12 protein-coding genes are annotated in these 16,995 nt (G+C 60.5%); 7 read left to right on the forward strand and 5 right to left on the reverse strand.

The annotated features are described in order from the left end of the window. The first annotated feature begins 117 nt into the window (after positions 1–117). Positions 118–2,598 (forward strand): alpha-glucosidase, encoded by a 2,481-nt coding sequence (ygjK, locus tag I6L48_RS18975; protein ID WP_216987600.1) that lies wholly within the window; start codon positions 118–120, stop codon positions 2,596–2,598. Between the two features lie 78 nt (positions 2,599–2,676). Here the strand turns inward: ygjK and tyrS are convergent, their stop codons facing one another. Next, the gene (gene tyrS, locus I6L48_RS18980) at positions 2,677–3,876 is read right to left on the reverse strand and encodes a tyrosine--tRNA ligase (RefSeq protein WP_039040151.1); all 1,200 of its coding nucleotides are present in this window, start codon (positions 3,874–3,876) and stop codon (positions 2,677–2,679) included. Between the two features lie 114 nt (positions 3,877–3,990). Between tyrS and I6L48_RS18985 the strand changes: the two genes are divergently transcribed. After that, entirely contained in the window at positions 3,991–5,301 is a 1,311-nt protein-coding gene (locus I6L48_RS18985; protein WP_216987601.1) for a peptidoglycan DD-metalloendopeptidase family protein, read from the forward strand. 243 nt (positions 5,302–5,544) lie between these two features. Next, the gene (locus I6L48_RS18990) at positions 5,545–6,669 is read left to right on the forward strand and encodes an anhydro-N-acetylmuramic acid kinase (RefSeq protein WP_216987602.1); all 1,125 of its coding nucleotides are present in this window, start codon (positions 5,545–5,547) and stop codon (positions 6,667–6,669) included. Positions 6,670–6,781: 112 nt separating this feature from the next. Here the strand turns inward: I6L48_RS18990 and I6L48_RS18995 are convergent, their stop codons facing one another. Together I6L48_RS18995 and I6L48_RS19000 are read right to left on the reverse strand one after the other, a co-directional pair. Beyond that, positions 6,782–7,183, reverse strand: coding sequence for a hypothetical protein (locus tag I6L48_RS18995; protein ID WP_223302527.1), 402 nt, complete (start codon positions 7,181–7,183; stop codon positions 6,782–6,784). Between the two features lie 377 nt (positions 7,184–7,560). Then, a complete protein-coding gene (locus tag I6L48_RS19000) occupies positions 7,561–8,433 on the reverse strand; it encodes a hypothetical protein (protein WP_103259738.1) in 873 nt (290 codons plus the stop codon). A gap of 1,069 nt (positions 8,434–9,502) precedes the next feature. Between I6L48_RS19000 and I6L48_RS19005 the strand changes: the two genes are divergently transcribed. Beyond that, complete coding sequence (locus I6L48_RS19005; protein WP_216987603.1) at positions 9,503–10,768, forward strand: RidA family protein; 1,266 nt, start codon at positions 9,503–9,505, stop codon at positions 10,766–10,768. A gap of 186 nt (positions 10,769–10,954) precedes the next feature. On the opposite strand, the gene I6L48_RS19010 is transcribed toward I6L48_RS19005, so the two are convergent. Continuing rightward, positions 10,955–11,908 carry a hypothetical protein gene (locus tag I6L48_RS19010; RefSeq protein ID WP_216987604.1) on the reverse strand — a complete coding sequence of 318 codons (954 nt, stop codon included), beginning with the start codon at positions 11,906–11,908 and terminating at the stop codon, positions 10,955–10,957. Between the two features lie 193 nt (positions 11,909–12,101). Then, complete coding sequence (gene tkt / locus I6L48_RS19015) at positions 12,102–14,093, reverse strand: transketolase (RefSeq protein WP_039040146.1); 1,992 nt, start codon at positions 14,091–14,093, stop codon at positions 12,102–12,104. A 340-nt stretch (positions 14,094–14,433) separates the two neighbouring features. On the opposite strand from tkt, the gene metK reads away from it, so the two are divergent. The 3 genes from metK to I6L48_RS19030 all read left to right on the forward strand — a co-directional run bounded on the left by metK (position 14,434) and on the right by I6L48_RS19030 (position 16,958). Further along, positions 14,434–15,585, forward strand: coding sequence for a methionine adenosyltransferase (gene metK / locus I6L48_RS19020; RefSeq protein ID WP_010673869.1), 1,152 nt, complete (start codon positions 14,434–14,436; stop codon positions 15,583–15,585). A 67-nt stretch (positions 15,586–15,652) separates the two neighbouring features. Further along, on the forward strand, positions 15,653–16,192 hold the full coding sequence (locus I6L48_RS19025) for a SprT family zinc-dependent metalloprotease (protein ID WP_160839022.1): 540 nt from the start codon (positions 15,653–15,655) through the stop codon (positions 16,190–16,192). A gap of 73 nt (positions 16,193–16,265) precedes the next feature. Beyond that, entirely contained in the window at positions 16,266–16,958 is a 693-nt protein-coding gene (locus tag I6L48_RS19030) for an endonuclease (protein WP_039040144.1), read from the forward strand. The last annotated feature ends 37 nt before the right edge of the window (positions 16,959–16,995 follow it).

Below are 16,995 nucleotides of genomic sequence, written 5' to 3' on the forward strand. Positions count from 1 at the left end.
CACAGCGCCAATAATCCCGTCAGAATCACCCTATAATGGCTCTCGCAAACGCTTTCACTAAAATAATCACTAAAAAACACCTTCCTTAACCTACAAAAACTGTCATTGGAGCGAGAGATGTTTCGTAAAAATTTACTTTCCATCACCCTGAGCGTCGCCCTGTTCGGCCTCACTGCCTGCAACGGCAATGACTCCAGCAGCCCGGCCGCCCCCAGCGCCACCCTGGCGAACCAGTATCAAAACGTGATCGACCGCAGCGGCACCCCGCTCCAGTTCCGTGACTTTGACAGCTACGCCAACCTCAAATACAACCCGCTGCTCGATCTCGGCGCCTGGCACGGCTTCCTGCTGCCCGCCAGCGACAGCGAGTGGGGCGGCTTTACCGGCCCCATGGTCATCGCCGAGGAGTACAGCCTGTTCTTCGCAAGCGAATTGGACAAGCTGACCCTGAGCGACGAGAGCGGCCGCGCCTTCCCGCTCACCAGCGCCAGCAAACAGGCGCTGTACGCCATCCCGGGAGCGCTGGTGCAGCGCTTCGATTTCGACCCCTTCACCCTGGAGCTGGAGCTGCGCTACGGCGATGCCCGCACTGCGCTGGTTCGTACCCGCCTCATCAACCACACTGATGCCCCCCTCACCCTCAAGCTCAACTGGCAGGGGGAGCTGCTCAACCAGTGGGATGCCAACAAGACGGTCGCCGAGCAGTACCCCGCCTGGACCCGCACCATCAGCCAGACCGAGCGCGGCGTGGCATTCCAGTTCGGCAAACTGCGCAGCACCTGGAACATCATGCAAAGCGGCAGCGCCAGCTACCGCATCGATCGCACCTTGCCGAGTCGCACCACCCTCGACGAGCAGGGGCTCGGCTACGTGAGCGAGGCCAGCCTCACCCTGGCCGCCAAGGGCCAGCAGGATATCTACACCCTGCAGAGCTATGTCCACAGTAGTGCTGACGCGAGTCGCTTCGAGCGAAGCCGCCAGGCGCTGCTGGCCGACCCCGCCAGCCATTTCGACGACGCCATCCGCCGCTGGGAGGATTACCTGGCGCGCGGCCTCTCCAATCAGGGGATCCCGGAGTCGGAGCGGCGCATCGCGGTCAAGGCGATGGAGACCCTCAACGGCAACTGGCGCTCGCCGGCCGGTGCCATCCTGCACGACGGGGTCACCCCCTCCAACACCGCCCGCTGGTTCGACGGGGTCTGGGCCTGGGACAGCTGGAAGCACGCCTACGCCATGGCCCACTTCAACCCCGAGGTGGCCAAGAACAACGTGCGCGCCATGTATGACTACCAGATCCAGGCCGATGACCCGGTTCGGCCGCAGGATGCCGGCATGGTGATCGACGCCGTCTTCTACAACAAGCTCGCCGATCGCGGTGGCGACGGCGGCAACTGGAACGAGCGCGACACCAAGCCGCCCCTCTCCGCCTGGGCCATCTGGGAGATCTACAGCGCCACCCAGGACAAGGCCTTCATCGCCGAGATGTACCCGAAGATCCAGGCCTATCACGACTGGTGGTATCGGGCGCGGGACAACAACCGCAACGGCATCATCGAATATGGCGCCACCCGCCACGTCGAGCACAACGACGAGTTTGGCAACATCACCTTCAAGGTGCAGTACCCGACGGGGGCTCCGGCCGGGCTGGATCTGTCGAGCTGCACCAATGAGGGAGATGGCTGGTATGGCTGCGCCGGCATGGCGCTCTATCAGCAGGTATTGAGCGTTGGCGGCTACGCCGACATGGATATCGGCGCCCAGCACGGCGCAGGCTGGGAGTCCGGCATGGACAACGCCGCCCGCTTCGGCTTTATCGAGCCGGATCAGCTCAAGCGCTATGCCGACAAGACCTATGGCGGCGACATGGCCAGGGCGCGCCAGGACTGGAACGTCTTCTTCTTTGAAAACCATCAGGACGACGGCAACCTCATCGGCTTCTCCATCGATCAGGAGTCGGTGGAGCTCAACGCCTTCCTCGCCAAGGAGAAGCGCATCCTGGCCGACATGGCCGAGCTGCTCGGCAAGCCGGACGAGGCGAGCCGCTACCGCGAAGGGGCGACCCAGCTAGCCGATTACATCAACAGCTGCCTGTTCGATGAGGCCTCCGGCTTCTATTACGACCGCCAGATAGCCCAGGGGGATCTGCCCGACGCCAACGGCTGCGTCGGCAAGCTGTTGACCGCCCGCGGCCGTGGCCCGGAAGGGTGGAGTCCGCTCTGGGCCGAGGTGGCGGACAAGGAGAAGGCGGCGCGGGTGCGCGAGGTGATGCTCAATGCCCAGGAGTTCAACACCAAGGTGCCGCTCGGCACGGCGGCACTGACCAACCCGGCCTACGACCCCGACATCTACTGGCGCGGCCGGGTCTGGCTGGATCAGTTCTACTTCGGGGTGAAGGGGCTGGAGAACTACGGCTATCGCGGCGATGCCCAGACGCTGGTCAACAAGCTGTTTAGCAATGCCGAGGGGCTGGCGGGCAGCGGCCCCATCCGCGAGAACTACAACCCGGAGACCGGCGCCATGCAGGGGGCCAGCAACTTCAGCTGGAGCTCGGCCCACCTCTACATGCTCTATCGCAACTTCCTGAAAACAGAGGGCTGATCCCTCTTTGCAGCAATGAGCCAACAAAAAGGCCTCCGCAAGGGAGGCCTTTCTTATGGCGGCGCCGCAGGTGGCGACTTACTTCACGGTCACCCGGGCAAACTTGCGCTTGCCGACCTGGTAGACGGCGGTACCGGCACCGATGAGGGCCTTGCCATCGTCCAGCTTCTCGCCATCCACCTTGACCGCGCCCTGCTTGATCATGCGCAGCGCTTCGGAGGTGGTGGCCACCAGATCGGCGTCTTTGAGCAGGTTGGCAATCGCCAGCCCTTCCCCTTCCAGTGCCAGTTCGACTTCCGGCATGTCGTCCGGAATGGCGTTCTTGGAGAAGCGCTGGGTGAAATCTTCGTGGGCCGCTTCGGCCGCCGCTTCATCGTGATAACGGGCGATGATCTCTTTGGCCAGCCAGATCTTCACGTCGCGCGGGTTGAGGGTGCCGGCGGCGATACCTGCCTTGAACTCTTCAATCTCGGCGAGCGGACGGAAGGAGAGCAGCTCGTAGTAGTTCCACATCAGATCGTCGGTGATGGACATGATCTTGCCGAACATCTCCCCCGGGGCATCGTGCACGCCGATGTAGTTGGCAGCGGACTTGGACATCTTCTTGACACCGTCCAGGCCTACCAGCAGCGGCATCATCAGCACGCACTGGGTCGCCATGCCGGCATCTTTTTGCAGCTCGCGACCCATCAGCAGGTTGAACTTCTGATCGGTACCACCGAGCTCGACGTCCGCCTTGAGCGCGACCGAGTCATAGCCTTGCAGCAGCGGATAGAGGAATTCGTGAATGGCGATGGACTGGCCGTTGCTGTAGCGCTTCTTGAAGTCGTCGCGCTCCATCATGCGGGCCACGGTCTGCTTGGCCGCCAGCTTGATCATGCCGGTCGCGCCCAGCTCACTCAGCCAGGTCGAGTTGTACTCGATGCGGGTCTTGGCCGGGTCGAGGATCTTGAACGCCTGCTCGGCATAGGTGAGGGCGTTGTGCTTGATGGCCTCTTCGGAGAGCGGCGGACGGGTGGCGTTCTTGCCGGAGGGGTCACCCACCATGGCGGTGAAGTCACCGATCAGCAGGATCACTTCATGGCCCAGATCCTGGAAGGTCTTCAGCTTGTTGAGGATCACGGTATGACCCAGGTGGATGTCCGGCGCGGTCGGGTCCATCCCCAGCTTGATGCGCAGGGGGCGCCCTTCCTTCAACTTGGCGATCAGTTCTTCTTCAACCAGAATTTCTTCCGCTCCGCGCTTGATCTCGGCTAGCGCCACCTCGAGCTGGGACATTTTTTGACTCTCCAATCACGATTCCACAGGGCCAGACATATTACTGGAATGGCGGGCCAATTGGAAAGGCGGTAAACTCCGACCTTCTTCCGGGTTCAACTTTGTCTGCTTCTCATGGTCCTTTGGCACGCCTTCAACTCTCTCCCTCACTGGCACCGCAAGATGGTGCTTATCCTGAGCATCATGGTGATGATGCTGGCGGCCTGGCCGAGCGAACAGGCAGTCGCCACCCGGGTCGATGACAACGACAACGAACTGGCCGTCGAACAGCAGGTCGACGAGGAGGCCCAGCTGGCACGGGCCGAGCCCGTCACCCCGCCCAAACCGCGCTATGTCACCAGACAGGTGAAGGTGCGCAGCGGCGACAACATGGGGGTCATCTTCCAGCGCCTGGGCCTCAGCACCACGGATCTGCACCTCATCGACCAGCTCGAGGGCACGGATACCCTGCGCCTGCTCAAGCCCGGTCAGGAGCTCACCTTCAAGCTCACCAAGGGCGGCGAGCTGCACAGCCTCTATTACCCCCACAGCCTGGAGCAGGCGCTCAAGGTGAACCGCCGGGATGACGGCTTCGTGGCCAGGCCGGTGAAGATCGAGCTCGACACCCGCGAACAAGTGGCCCAGGGGGAAATCCGCTCCAGCTTCTGGGGCGCCGCCGTCGAAGCGGGCATGACGGAAGACCAGATCATGGATCTCGCCGCCATCTTCGGCTGGGACATCGACTTTGCCCAGGACCTGCAACCGGGGGACAGCTTCCGGGTGGTCTACCAGGACAAATACCAGGATGACGAGCGGGTTGCCTCCGGCGACATCCTGGCCGCCGAGTTCATCAACCAGGGGGCCATCTACCGCGCCGTGCTGAATGAGGATGGCAACTACTACACCCCGGACGGCAAGGCGATGCGCAAGAGCTTCCTGCGCGCGCCGGTCAACTTCAAATACATCAGCTCCAACTTCAATCCGCGCCGCCTTCACCCGGTCACCGGCAAGGTGCGTCCCCATAACGGCATCGACTACGTGGCGCCGGTGGGGACCCCCATCATGGCGGCGGGCGGCGGCAGCGTGGTGGCCGCCGGCTACAACCAGTTCAACGGCAACTACGTCTTCATCAAGCACGCGGGCAACTACGTGACCAAGTACCTGCACCTCTCCAAGCGCACCGTCAACAAGGGGCAGCGAGTGAAGCAGGGCCAGACCATCGGCCTGCTCGGTGGCACCGGCCGGGTCACAGGCCCGCACCTGCACTATGAATTCGTGGTGGGCGGCGTGCACAAGAACCCGCGCACCCTCAACCTGCCCCAGGCGGAGTCTCTCAGCGGGCGGGCGCTGGCCAGCTTCAAGGCCCAGGCCATGCCCCAACTGGCCAAGCTGGACAGCCCCGATCTGCAACTGGCCAGAAACAAGGGCAACGGCGACGACAGCTGAGCGCTGTCGACCAAGGTGGAACACGGTATCAGATCGTTCCTCTGCACCACTGAAGAGGTGATGTCATGAGCGGGCCATATATCCGATTGATGTCGGGGACCAAGGCGGAACACGGTATCGAACCGTTCCTCTGCATCATTGAAAGGGGGTTGTCATGACTGAACGCTATATAGGCTGGATGCCCGGTACCAGAGCGGGGCATGGTATCGAACCGTTCCCCTGCATCATTGAATGGGGGTTGTCATGACTGAGCGCTATATAGGCTTGATGTCCGGTACCAGCATGGATGGTATCGACGCCGTGCTGGTGCAGATCGAGGGGGATGCACTGCGGGTCGAGGCGGCCCTCTGCCATCCCTGGCCTGTCGATACGGCTCGCACCCTGCATGAGCTTTGCACCCCGGGGGAGAACGAAATCGACCGCATGGGGGTAGCCGACAACCTGGTGGCCCGCGAATTTGCCGCCGCCACCCAGGCCCTGCTCGCGAAGGCGGCGCTGACTCCCAAGGAGATTCGCGCCATCGGCAGTCACGGCCAGACCATACGCCACCGCCCTGCCCTCGGCTTTACCCTGCAAATTGGCAACGCGGCCCTGCTGGCGGCCCTGACCGGCATCGACGTGGTGGCCGATTTTCGCACCATGGACATGGCCCTCGGCGGTCAAGGGGCGCCCCTGGTGCCCGCCTTCCATCAGGCGCTCTTTGCCCGCCCCGGTGCCCTGCGGGTCGTGCTTAACCTCGGCGGCATTGCCAATATCTCGGTGCTGCCCGGCCAGACCGACGGGGGGGCGGGTTCAGGGGTATATGGCTTCGATACCGGCCCCGCCAACACCCTGCTCGACGGCTGGTATCGCCGCCACCATCCACACGGTGACAGCTATGACGACGGTGGCCAGTGGGCCGCCAGCGGCAAGCTTGTCCCTGCGCTGCTGGAGCAGTTGCTGGCTCACCCCTACTTCGCCGCCCCCGCCCCCAAGAGCACGGGGCGTGAGATGTTCACCCTCGACTGGCTCGACGGCGAGCTGGACGGCTGCGCATACGCCCCCGCTGATGTGCAGCGTACCCTGCAATCCCTCACCTGCCACAGCATCGCCCGCCAGTTGCCCACCCACCGTGATGCGTCAACCCGGCCCGAGCTGTTTGTCTGCGGCGGCGGCGCCCACAACGCCCCGCTGCTGGCGGAGCTGGCAGCCCTGCTGCCCGACTGGCATCTGACCAGCACCGCCCAGCTCGGCCTTGTACCGGACTGGGTGGAAGGGGCCGCCTTTGCCTGGCTGGCACAACGCTTTATCCAGCGAAAGCCGGGCAACCTGCCTGCGGTGACCGGCGCGAGCCGCCCGGCGGTGCTGGGCGCCCTCTATCCCGCCTGAGCCGCTCCCCGAGCGCCCTCCCCCCTAATGGAACAAGCCCGAACAGGTGCACCTGATCGGGCTTGTTGTTATGCCTGGCGCCAGATGGCGCAGACCCGTCACTCTGTGCTCCCTACCCGAGCCGCTCTTTCAACCTGGCCGCCTGCGCCTTGAAGGTCTCATAATCGGCGACATGCCGACTCCTGGCGGCGGTGATCCACTGCACGCCCGTCTCGTCGGCGTGGGAAAATTCGATGCAAAACTCATATTTCGTGCTGGAGAGCAGCCCCATCAGGGCGCCAGACAGAAAACCCACCAGGGGCAGGAAGAGCACGATGAGCCAGTTGCCCGCCTGCTCGTAGGAAGGGGTGAAGTAAAAGAGCACACTGGAGGTGACCACTCCCAGCAACAAGCTCTTCTTGAGCCTATCCATCCAGCCGAGTGCTTTTACCTGCACGCCGACGATGCGGCCCAGATCGTAGCGATCCTTGTTCACCCTCAGTGTGTTGTCCGACTGCTCAATGGCAATGGCCATCCTGATACTCCGTTCTGTTGGCTATGACGATAAGGGGTTACCGTGGCGGCCCCGGGTTGTGCATCCCGAGGGCATGACGGGACCAGCGGCCAGCCACGGGGCGATGGGCGACACCTCCCCCAACAGGAACACACGCTGCGCATGGTATGCGTATGGCGCCAAACATCAAAAGACGTTCACATCAAAAGGCGAGGTGGATCACCTTCTACCCGCCCCTTGTCCCCCGTGCAGCCGTTGGCTTTTCTGGCCATCCCCTCTTGGGCAAGGTAGCCGGGGGATCAGGGGTCAGTGAGATAACAGCCCCGTGATGACCCTCAGGAGGGGCGGGCCGATGGGATGGCACCATGGGCCCGCACCTCGAGAGCACTCCCATGGCCCTAGAAGGCCCACTTCAGGAAGCGGTTTACCTGGCGCTTGACCGGTGCACAGAGCGGCGGTTTGGGAGGCTCCAGGTTGATCTGTCTGCGGCCCACCCTGGCTTCGCCCCGCAGCAGGATCTGGAGATAGTGGGGATGCTGGCGCTGGATGAATCGAGAGATCTCATGGGCCCAGGGTTTGGGGACTCCCCACAGGGTCGAGGCCAGGGCGCCGACGATACAGAAAAAGGCGGGCTCGTGCATGCCCATCCTGACGCCATTCTCCAGCGCCTCCTTGAAGGAGCCCGAATGGGCGATGCAGGTCATCACATTGACCATGAAGGCGGCATAGTCATCTTCCCCGCCGTGGCCCACCCTGGCCACCAGCCCGGCCTGCGGCCTGTAGCCGAACTGGTGGCCGATGTGCTCAAGCACCGCATTGCGCTGGCGAATGACCTTGGCATAGAACATCAGCATGGCGGTGCAGTCGAGCGCCTGGCTCAAGGCCGCCTGATGAGGATGGCTCTGGGTGGGACGGGGGGTGGTCAGCAGCGCGATCTCCTCCGAGATGGCGAGCAGACCGATGGGCACCGCCGTGCTGATAAAGGCGAGGTCAATGGCGATCGCCAGGTCCTGGCCCTCCTCCATCCGGCCAATGACCACCTGCTCGGCAAAGAGGCGACGCTGGCGCTCGATAAAGGCGCCATAGATCAGGGCCCTGAACTTCTTCTGGGGATAGGGGGTATCGAGCAGGGTCTCCATGGTCAGGATGGCGGCACCAGTGCGACCGCGCAGTTGATAGTCGGGGGCGAGGGGGAAGTGCTTGCCTAGGCGGGGGGGTGGCCGAAACCCGCTGGTGCGGCTGTACATGTCACCCAGAATGAATCCAAGCATAAAACCTCCGAAGTCAGATGACGGGGATCGCGATGCGATCGCATGTGCCACTCCCGGGCAGATGAGTGCCGATCCGTACTGCTCGTCGGCAGGGTCCCTGATTTCGTTATTAATCATACAGTTAATAATCCACCCAAACCCCGACCCAGGTCGCAATAACGGCAGTTGATGACAAAGAACGCAAATAAGGATGGTGCGGTGAAGATGAGCCGGCTACATCACAAGGAGTGCGGGATACGCCAGGGCGGCAAAGCAGGGCGGACTCCGGGGCCCCCTCACAGGGAGGGTCATGACAGGAGTGATATGCATCGGGAGGCGGCAAGTCGGGGCAGGCAAGGGGAAGGCCCCCTCCCCTTGCTTATGAGCCTTGTTGGCGGGCTGCGTTCGCGCCGCTGAAAAGATATGGCATAGGCGATGTGGCGACCCGCCCATGTCAGCCTCCGCCGCAGGGGCTAAAAAGCGCCCTCTCTTTCTCCCGTATTTATGTCATGACCTGTTGCCATGCAAAGAGGGTGAATGTTATTTCAGTGTGCTCGCCGCAGCATATTTTGGCGGCGCTGAACAGGGCGTCGAGAGAGCGATAAATAGATAGCTATGCAAAACCGGGAGAATAAGCTGCAATGTCGCCAAAAGTATTAACGGAGGATTCACAGGCTGTAACCCTGATGCGCGACAATATGGCGCTATCTGGTTCCACTTTCATGGTAAAGCGGGATCATCATCACCTTTATTTGCCATGCCCGTCATGAATTGAATCGCAAAATGAATATATTTCACTCTGTTGAGCCACCTCATAGAAACAGGATCCCGGTTTGCATCCCAGGATAACCGCCCCCTAGAATTCTCCCGTCTGAATCACCAGGCCAACTTCTCTCCCTTGTCTGTTGCACACGCTGTCTGCATCGAAACAGGGCTCGACACTGTGATGATCGTTCTCCTTTTCTCCGTCGCCCTGCGGCGGGAACGGGCAACTGTTGCCGCAATATCACGAGTCATCAGCGTGCCGCATTCGGCCAGGGAAGAACAATGCGGCCCGGACCCTACATCAAAAACGAAAAGGAGTATCGCCATGAGTGGTACCATCATCAAATCCGCCAGAAATACCGCCAATGCGCCTCAGGATCTGGGGCCCTATACCCAGAGCGTGGCCTTCTCCCACTACAACAATATTGCCGCCCAGCTGCCGATCGACCCGAAAACGGGCGCGCTGGTCGCAGGGGATATCCAGGCGCAGGCCAGACAGTGTCTCACCAATATCCAGGCCATCGTCCAGAGCGTTGGCCACGGCATGGAGGACATGGTGAAGGTGACCCTGTTCCTCGCGGACATCGCCGACCTCGATGCCGTCAACGCCGTCTATCGGGAATTCTTCCCCCACTCGCTGCCGACCCGCACAGTGCTCGCCGTCGCCAGTCTGCCGCTCGGCGCCAGGGTGCAGATGGACGCCCTGCTCTCCAACGGGGAAGGCACCTTCCCCCAGGCCCCCTGCCCGCTGCTCAAGATCTCCCGCAACAGCGACCACGCCCCGCAGGATCCGCTCTCCAGCCAGAGCGTCGCCTTCTCCCATTACAACAATATCGGTGCCCAGCTGCCCCTCGACCCCGCCTCTGGCGCCCTGGTTGACGGTGGTATTCGCGAGCAGGCGGCCCAGTGCCTGCGCAATATCAAAACCGTGCTGGAGAGCATCGACGTGCCCTTCGACGATATCGTCAAGGTGACCGTCTATCTGACCAATCTGGCGGATCTCGACGCCGTCAACGAGATCTACACCACCTTCTTCCCGGACTCCGCCATCGCCCGTGCCGTCGCCTATCTGCCGGCCCGCTCTGTAGTCAGTGCCGCCGCCCTGCCCATGGGGGCACGGGTGCAGATGGATGCGGTCATCTCCCACGGTGACGGCACCCCGCCCCAGCTGGTGGAAGACAGACACAATCTGGTGATCCGTGCCCGCAATACCGACAAGGCACCGAGAAGCCCGCTGCATACCCAGAGCGTCGCCTTCTCCCACTACAACCATATCGCCGGCCAGTTGCCGCTCGACATGACCACCGGCAAAGTGCTGACCGGTTGCGTCAAGGAGCAGACCGCCCAGTGCCTCGGCCATATCAAGACCATCGTCGAGAGCATCGGCCACGTGATGGACGATATCGTCAAGGTCAATATCCAGGTGAAGAACATCGCGGATCTGGCGGACGTGGATGCCATCTACGCCAAATATTTCCCGGGCTATCTGCCTGCCCGCACCGTGATTGGCGTGAGCGAGCTGCCGGCCGGCACCCTGGTGCAGATGGATGCCGTACTCTCCAATGCGGAAAGCACCCCGCCGCAGGGGTAAGTTTTTCGCTCAATAAAAAGAGACCGGCTATATGCCGGTCTCTTTTTTGGTAACAGGGAGGGATATTATTTTTATGACATCGATATAAAGAACGCGAACGTCCGATTACGCTTCGCTAATCGAACCTACGTGTTAAGTGATAGTTAGATTTGTACAAATCTGCATGCTAACCATCAGCTTTAATAGTTACTTATATATATATTCTTGAGTCAACTGCTGTAACGATTCATCTTCTGCCATAGATTGTAACCATAACTCTATAAATACTGTTCTACCAGCTTCACCTAATGAGTCGTCAATAATTACATCTATTTTTCTTTTTTCAGTTGCTCCTGGAATAACAATCACATCAGATATACGCCTATCATAAGATGGTATTTTTTTCTCTGATGAAACCGTTGTCATTGATAGATTGTATTTAATTACCCCATCTGTTTTATTAGAGACCAATATTGGTAACGACAATATGTCACCATTAATTGATGGAGTACCTATTTCAGTGCTTATCTTTTTAGATTCAAAATCTGAAAAAATTTTCGGTGATGCCAAAATGTTATGAGGGGGTACCTTCCACCCTTGGACTATAGTGTTCACTTTTTTCTCTATCAAGGGGGTGCTTATACTGCCAATGAATTTATTTATGGAAATATAACCCACATATAACGATACTGGAATAGCAACAAAAAGAGCTATTAGTGCCACTCGTTGTTGGCCTGTAGGTGAAACTTCTTCTAGCTTGGATACCGTATTGCCTTTAGTTTCTTTAGATAAAGTTTGAAGTATATCGTCAGTTTTGAAGACTCCGCCTTCAACAATAATCAATGTGGTTATCTCATCAGAGGGACCAATTCTAGATATTTTAATCCTATTTTTATCGATTAAAACATCTTGACTATTAGCACCTAAAAGCTCATATGAATAAGATGGATTAAGCGTGACATCAATATTCTCCTCTGTCTTAAATCCCCGATTAAAAACACTAATTTCGACAAGCTGTCCTTTATCTGTTATGTGTGAGTATGAAAATGTCCTTGGCATTAATGTAACTAAACGAGGTTTTCTTATCCAACCAAGCAATGCCGCGACGCTTAAACCACCTATAATCGTAAGCAATATGGATAATGGATTTATTTCTGGCATAACATACTCACTTATGAAATTTCAATAATTAATATTTCCTCATATAAAACAATAATATCAATTAATTATTTTTTGTTCATTGTTTATCTTGTGTAGTAACCAATAAAAACGCCCCCCATCTAGCGATGGAGGGCGTTTTGTTGTTCCGGCTATTGGGCCTAGGTGGCCCAACGTTCAGGAATTACAGGGGCTGTTACAGGGACTCAGCGGTCGCCACCACGTTTTCCACGGTAAAGCCGAATTCCTTGAACAGCAGCTCGGCCGGTGCGGACTCACCGAAGGTGCGCATGCCGATGATCTTGCCGCCAAAGCCCACGTACTTGTACCAGTAGTCGGCGATGCCCGCTTCGATGGCCACGCGCTTGGTGACGGCGGCTGGCAGGACGGACTCCTTGTACTCGGCGGACTGGGCATCGAACACGTCGGTAGACGGGATGGAGACCACGCGCACGGCACGGCCCTTGGCAGTCAGCTGCTCATAGGCAGCCACGGCCAGCTCCACTTCGGAACCGGTGGCGATCAGGATCAGCTCCGGGGTACCGGCGCAATCCTTCAGCACGTAACCACCCTTGGCGGCATCGGCCAGTTGCTGGGCGGTGCGGTCCATCTGGGCCAGGTTCTGACGGGAGAAGATCAGGGAGGTCGGGCCGTCGGTACGCTCGATGGCGTGTTTCCAGGCGATGGCGGACTCTACCTGGTCACACGGGCGCCAGGTGCTCATGTTCGGGGTCAGACGCAGGGAGGCGATCTGCTCCACCGGCTGGTGAGTCGGACCATCTTCACCCAGACCGATGGAGTCGTGGGTGTAGACGAAGATGGCGCGCTGCTTCATCAGGGCGGCCATGCGCAGGGCGTTGCGGGCGTACTCCATGAACATCAGGAAGGTGGCGCCGTAGGGGATGAAACCACCGTGCAGGGCGATGCCGTTCATGATGGCGGACATGCCGAACTCGCGCACGCCGTAGTGGATGTAGTTGCCTGCGGCGCTCTCGGGAGTCAGGGACTTGGAGCCGGACCACATGGTCAGGTTGGACGGCGCGAGATCCGCGGAGCCGCCCATGAATTCCGGCAGCAGCTTGCCGAAGGCTTCCAGGGAGTTCTGGGACGCTTTACGGGTCGCGATCTTGGCCGGGTTGGCCTGCAGGGTTTCGATGATCTTGGCGGATTCAGCAGCCCAGTTGGCCGGCAGCTCGCCAGTGGTGCGGCGCTTGAATTCGGCAGCCAGGGCCGGGTGAGCGGCTTCATAGGCGGCGAACTTGGCAGCCCAGTCGGATTCGAGCTTGGCGCCCTTTTCCTGACCGTTCCACTCGGCGGCGATGTCGGACGGGATGACGAACGGCGCGTGGTCCCACTTCAGGAAGGCACGGGCGGCGGCGATCTCGTCGTTGCCCAGCGGTGCGCCGTGGCAGTCGTGGGAGCCGGACTTGTTCGGGGAACCGTAGCCGATGATGGTGCGGCAGCAGATCAGGGTCGGCTTGCCGGTCTCGGCCTTGGCGGCTTCGATGGCGGCGTTGATGGCCTCCGGGTTGTGACCGTCAACGGCCGGGATGACGTGCCAGCCGTAGGCTTCGAAGCGCTTGGGAGTGTCGTCGGTGAACCAGCCTTCCACGTGACCGTCGATGGAGATGCCGTTGTCATCCCAGAACGCGATCAGCTTGCCCAGACCCAGGGTACCGGCCAGGGAGCAGGCTTCGTGGGAGATACCTTCCATCAGGCAGCCGTCGCCCATGAAGGCGTAGGTGTAGTGGTCGACGATGTCGTGACCCGGCTGGTTGAACTGCTCGGCCATGGCCTTCTCGGCGATCGCCATGCCCACGGCGTTGGTGATGCCCTGACCCAGCGGACCGGTGGTGGTTTCAACGCCCGGTGCATAACCGTACTCCGGGTGACCCGGGGTGCGAGAGTGCAGTTGGCGGAAGTTTTTCAGATCGTCGATGGAGAGGTCATAACCGGAGAGGTGCAGCAGGGAGTACAGCAGCATGGAGCCGTGGCCGTTGGAGAGGATGAAACGGTCGCGGTCGGCCCACTTGGGGTTGTTCGGGTTGTGTTTGAGGTGGCTGCGCCACAGCACTTCAGCGATATCCGCCATTCCCATGGGGGCGCCCGGGTGACCGGAGTTGGCTTTTTGAACGGCATCCATACTCAATGCACGAATGGCATTGGCAAGCTCTTTACGAGAAGGCATCTGTATCTCCTGCGATTGCTTCATTTGATGGCCAAGATTAAGGCGCGTTATTGTCCCAGCAGGGGGCGCGGCGTGCAAATATTATCTGGGCGAATAAAGTGGCTTTGGGAGCACAATCGCTTTTCTGGGCGGGGAAAACGATTCAATCCGCCCCCTGCCTTACCTCCATGGAGGTGGATCCCTTCCCCGTCCCGCCCCGGGCGGCTCCACCCCCAAATAGTGCTGGCAATCACCGGATGACCTATTTAAAATAGACGTCCAGATGTAGATACCTCTACAGTCATCCTGTCATTATCCGGTTATGGCCAAGGCGATAACCCTTACGAATCGAGAACCAAACATGGCAAAGCTGTTTACTTCCGAGTCGGTCTCCGAAGGCCATCCCGATAAAATCGCCGACCAGATCTCCGATGCGGTGCTGGACGCCATCCTGCAGCAGGACACCAAGGCGCGCGTCGCCTGCGAAACCCTGGTCAAGACCGGCATGGTGATGGTAGCCGGCGAAGTGACCACCTCTGCCTGGGTCGACATCGAACAGATCGTGCGCGACACCGTGCGCGAGATTGGTTACACCCACTCCGACATGGGCTTCGACGCCGACTCCTGCGCCGTGCTGAACGCCATTGGCAAACAGTCTCCGGACATCAACCAGGGCGTCGACCGTACCGACCCGCTGGAGCAAGGTGCCGGTGACCAGGGCCTGATGTTCGGCTACGCCACCAACGAAACCGACGTGCTGATGCCCGCGCCCATCACCTACTCCCACCTGCTGGTGAAGCGTCAGGCAGAAGTGCGCAAGAACGGCACCCTGCCGTGGCTGCGTCCGGACGCCAAGAGCCAGCTGACCTTCGCCTACGACGACGCAGGCAAGATCCTGGGTGTCGATGCCGTGGTGCTCTCCACCCAGCATTGCGACTCCATCAGCCACAGCGATCTGGTGGAAGCGGTGCGCGAAGAGATCATCAAGCCGGTGCTGCCCGCCGAGTGGATCAACAAGGACACCAAGTACTTCATCAACCCGACCGGTCGTTTCGTCATCGGCGGCCCCATGGGTGACTGCGGTCTGACCGGTCGCAAGATCATCGTCGACACCTACGGCGGCATGGCCCGTCACGGTGGTGGCGCCTTCTCCGGCAAGGATCCGTCCAAGGTGGACCGCTCTGCCGCCTACGCCGCCCGCTACGTGGCCAAGAACATCGTGGCCGCAGGTCTCGCGGATCGCTGTGAAGTGCAGGTCTCCTACGCCATCGGCGTGGCCGAGCCCACCTCCATCAGCGTCGAAACCTTCGGTACCGGCAAGGTGGCCGAAGCCCTGCTGGTCAAGCTGGTGCGCGAGTTCTTCGAGCTGCGCCCCTATGGCCTCATCGAGATGCTGGATCTGAAGCGCCCGATCTACCAGGCAACCGCCGCTTACGGCCACTTCGGCCGCGACGAGTTCCCCTGGGAGAAGACCGACAAGGCCGAGCTGCTGCGCGCTGCCGCTGGCCTGTAAGGCTCGAGGTTGTGATAAAAGGGGAGCCTGGCTCCCCTTTTGCTTTTGTGTCCGTCCCGAGGATCCCATGCCTGCCACTGCCACCCGGCCTGACCCCGCCCTCATCGAGACGCTGCTCGCACGCGTCGAGGCCTGCTTTGTGCAGGCCGAAACGCGCCTTGGCCGCACCTTTCCCCGCCCGCAAGTCCATTGCAACATGCGGGGCCGGGCGGCAGGGTCTGCGCGGCTGCAAACCTGGGAGCTGCGCTTCAACCCGGCGCTCTATCAGGCCAATCAGCAGGCGTTTCTCAGGGAAGTGGTGCCCCACGAGGTGGCGCACCTGCTGGTCTATGCGCTCTGGGGAGAGGGGCGCGGCAAGAGCCGAGTACTGCCCCATGGCCGCCAGTGGCAGTCGGTGATGCGGGAGCTGTTCGGTCTCGAACCCAGCACCACCCACAGCTTCGATCTGGGGGTGCTGGCCCAGCGCACCTTCGTGTATGCCTGCGCCTGCCAGCAGCATCCCCTCTCGGTGCGCCGCCACAACAAGGTGATGCGCGGCGAGGCCCGCTATCACTGCCGCCGCTGTCGCCAGCCCCTGGTGTGGCAGCGCGACACGACGGCGGATTGAGTCACCCCGTGTCGCGCTCCTGTGATAGGGTGCGCGCTTACTTCATTCAACTGTCTCATTGCCAAGGATATTCATGTTTCGCCCTCTGCTCTCCCTCTGCCTGGCCCTGCTGGTCAGCGCCCCGGCCCATGCCGACAACATCCAGACCTTTCGCGCCGCCAAGCAGGATCTGAACAAGCTCTACCAGAGCCACCCCGTCACCTTCTACTGCGGTTGCAACATCAAGTTCAGCGGCAAGAAGATGGCCCCCGACTGGGAGAGCTGCGGCTACCTGCCGCGCAAGCAGGCCGAGCGGGCCTCCCGCATCGAATGGGAGCACGTGGTGCCCGCCTGGGAGTTCGGCCACCAGCTCCAGTGCTGGCAGGACGGGGGTCGCAAGAATTGCGGCAAGAGCGACGAGTTCAACAGGATGGAGGGAGACATGCACAACCTCTTCCCCGCCATCGGCGAGGTGAACGGTGATCGGGCGAACTTCCGCTTCAGCGACTGGAACGGCAAACCGAACCAGTACGGCAAGTGCCAGATGCTGGTGGACTTCAAGGAGCGCCAGGTGCAGCCGCCCAAGGGGCCGGTGCGTGGCCAGATCGCCCGCGCCTACCTCTACATGAGCCAGCAGTACGGACTGCGTCTGGCGGCCCAGCAGCGCAAGCTTTACGAAGCCTGGGACAGGCAGTATCCGGCTGATCGCTGGGAGTGCGAGCGCAACCGCCGTATCGGCAAGCTGCAGGGCAATACCAATCCCTTCATTGAAAAGCAGTGCCAATAACCCCATTTGACCAGGGAGGGGGAGCGTCCCCCTCCTC

Source organism: Aeromonas sp. FDAARGOS 1418 (assembly GCF_019048585.1).
In the GTDB taxonomy this organism is placed as follows: Bacteria; Pseudomonadota; Gammaproteobacteria; order Enterobacterales; family Aeromonadaceae; genus Aeromonas; species Aeromonas caviae.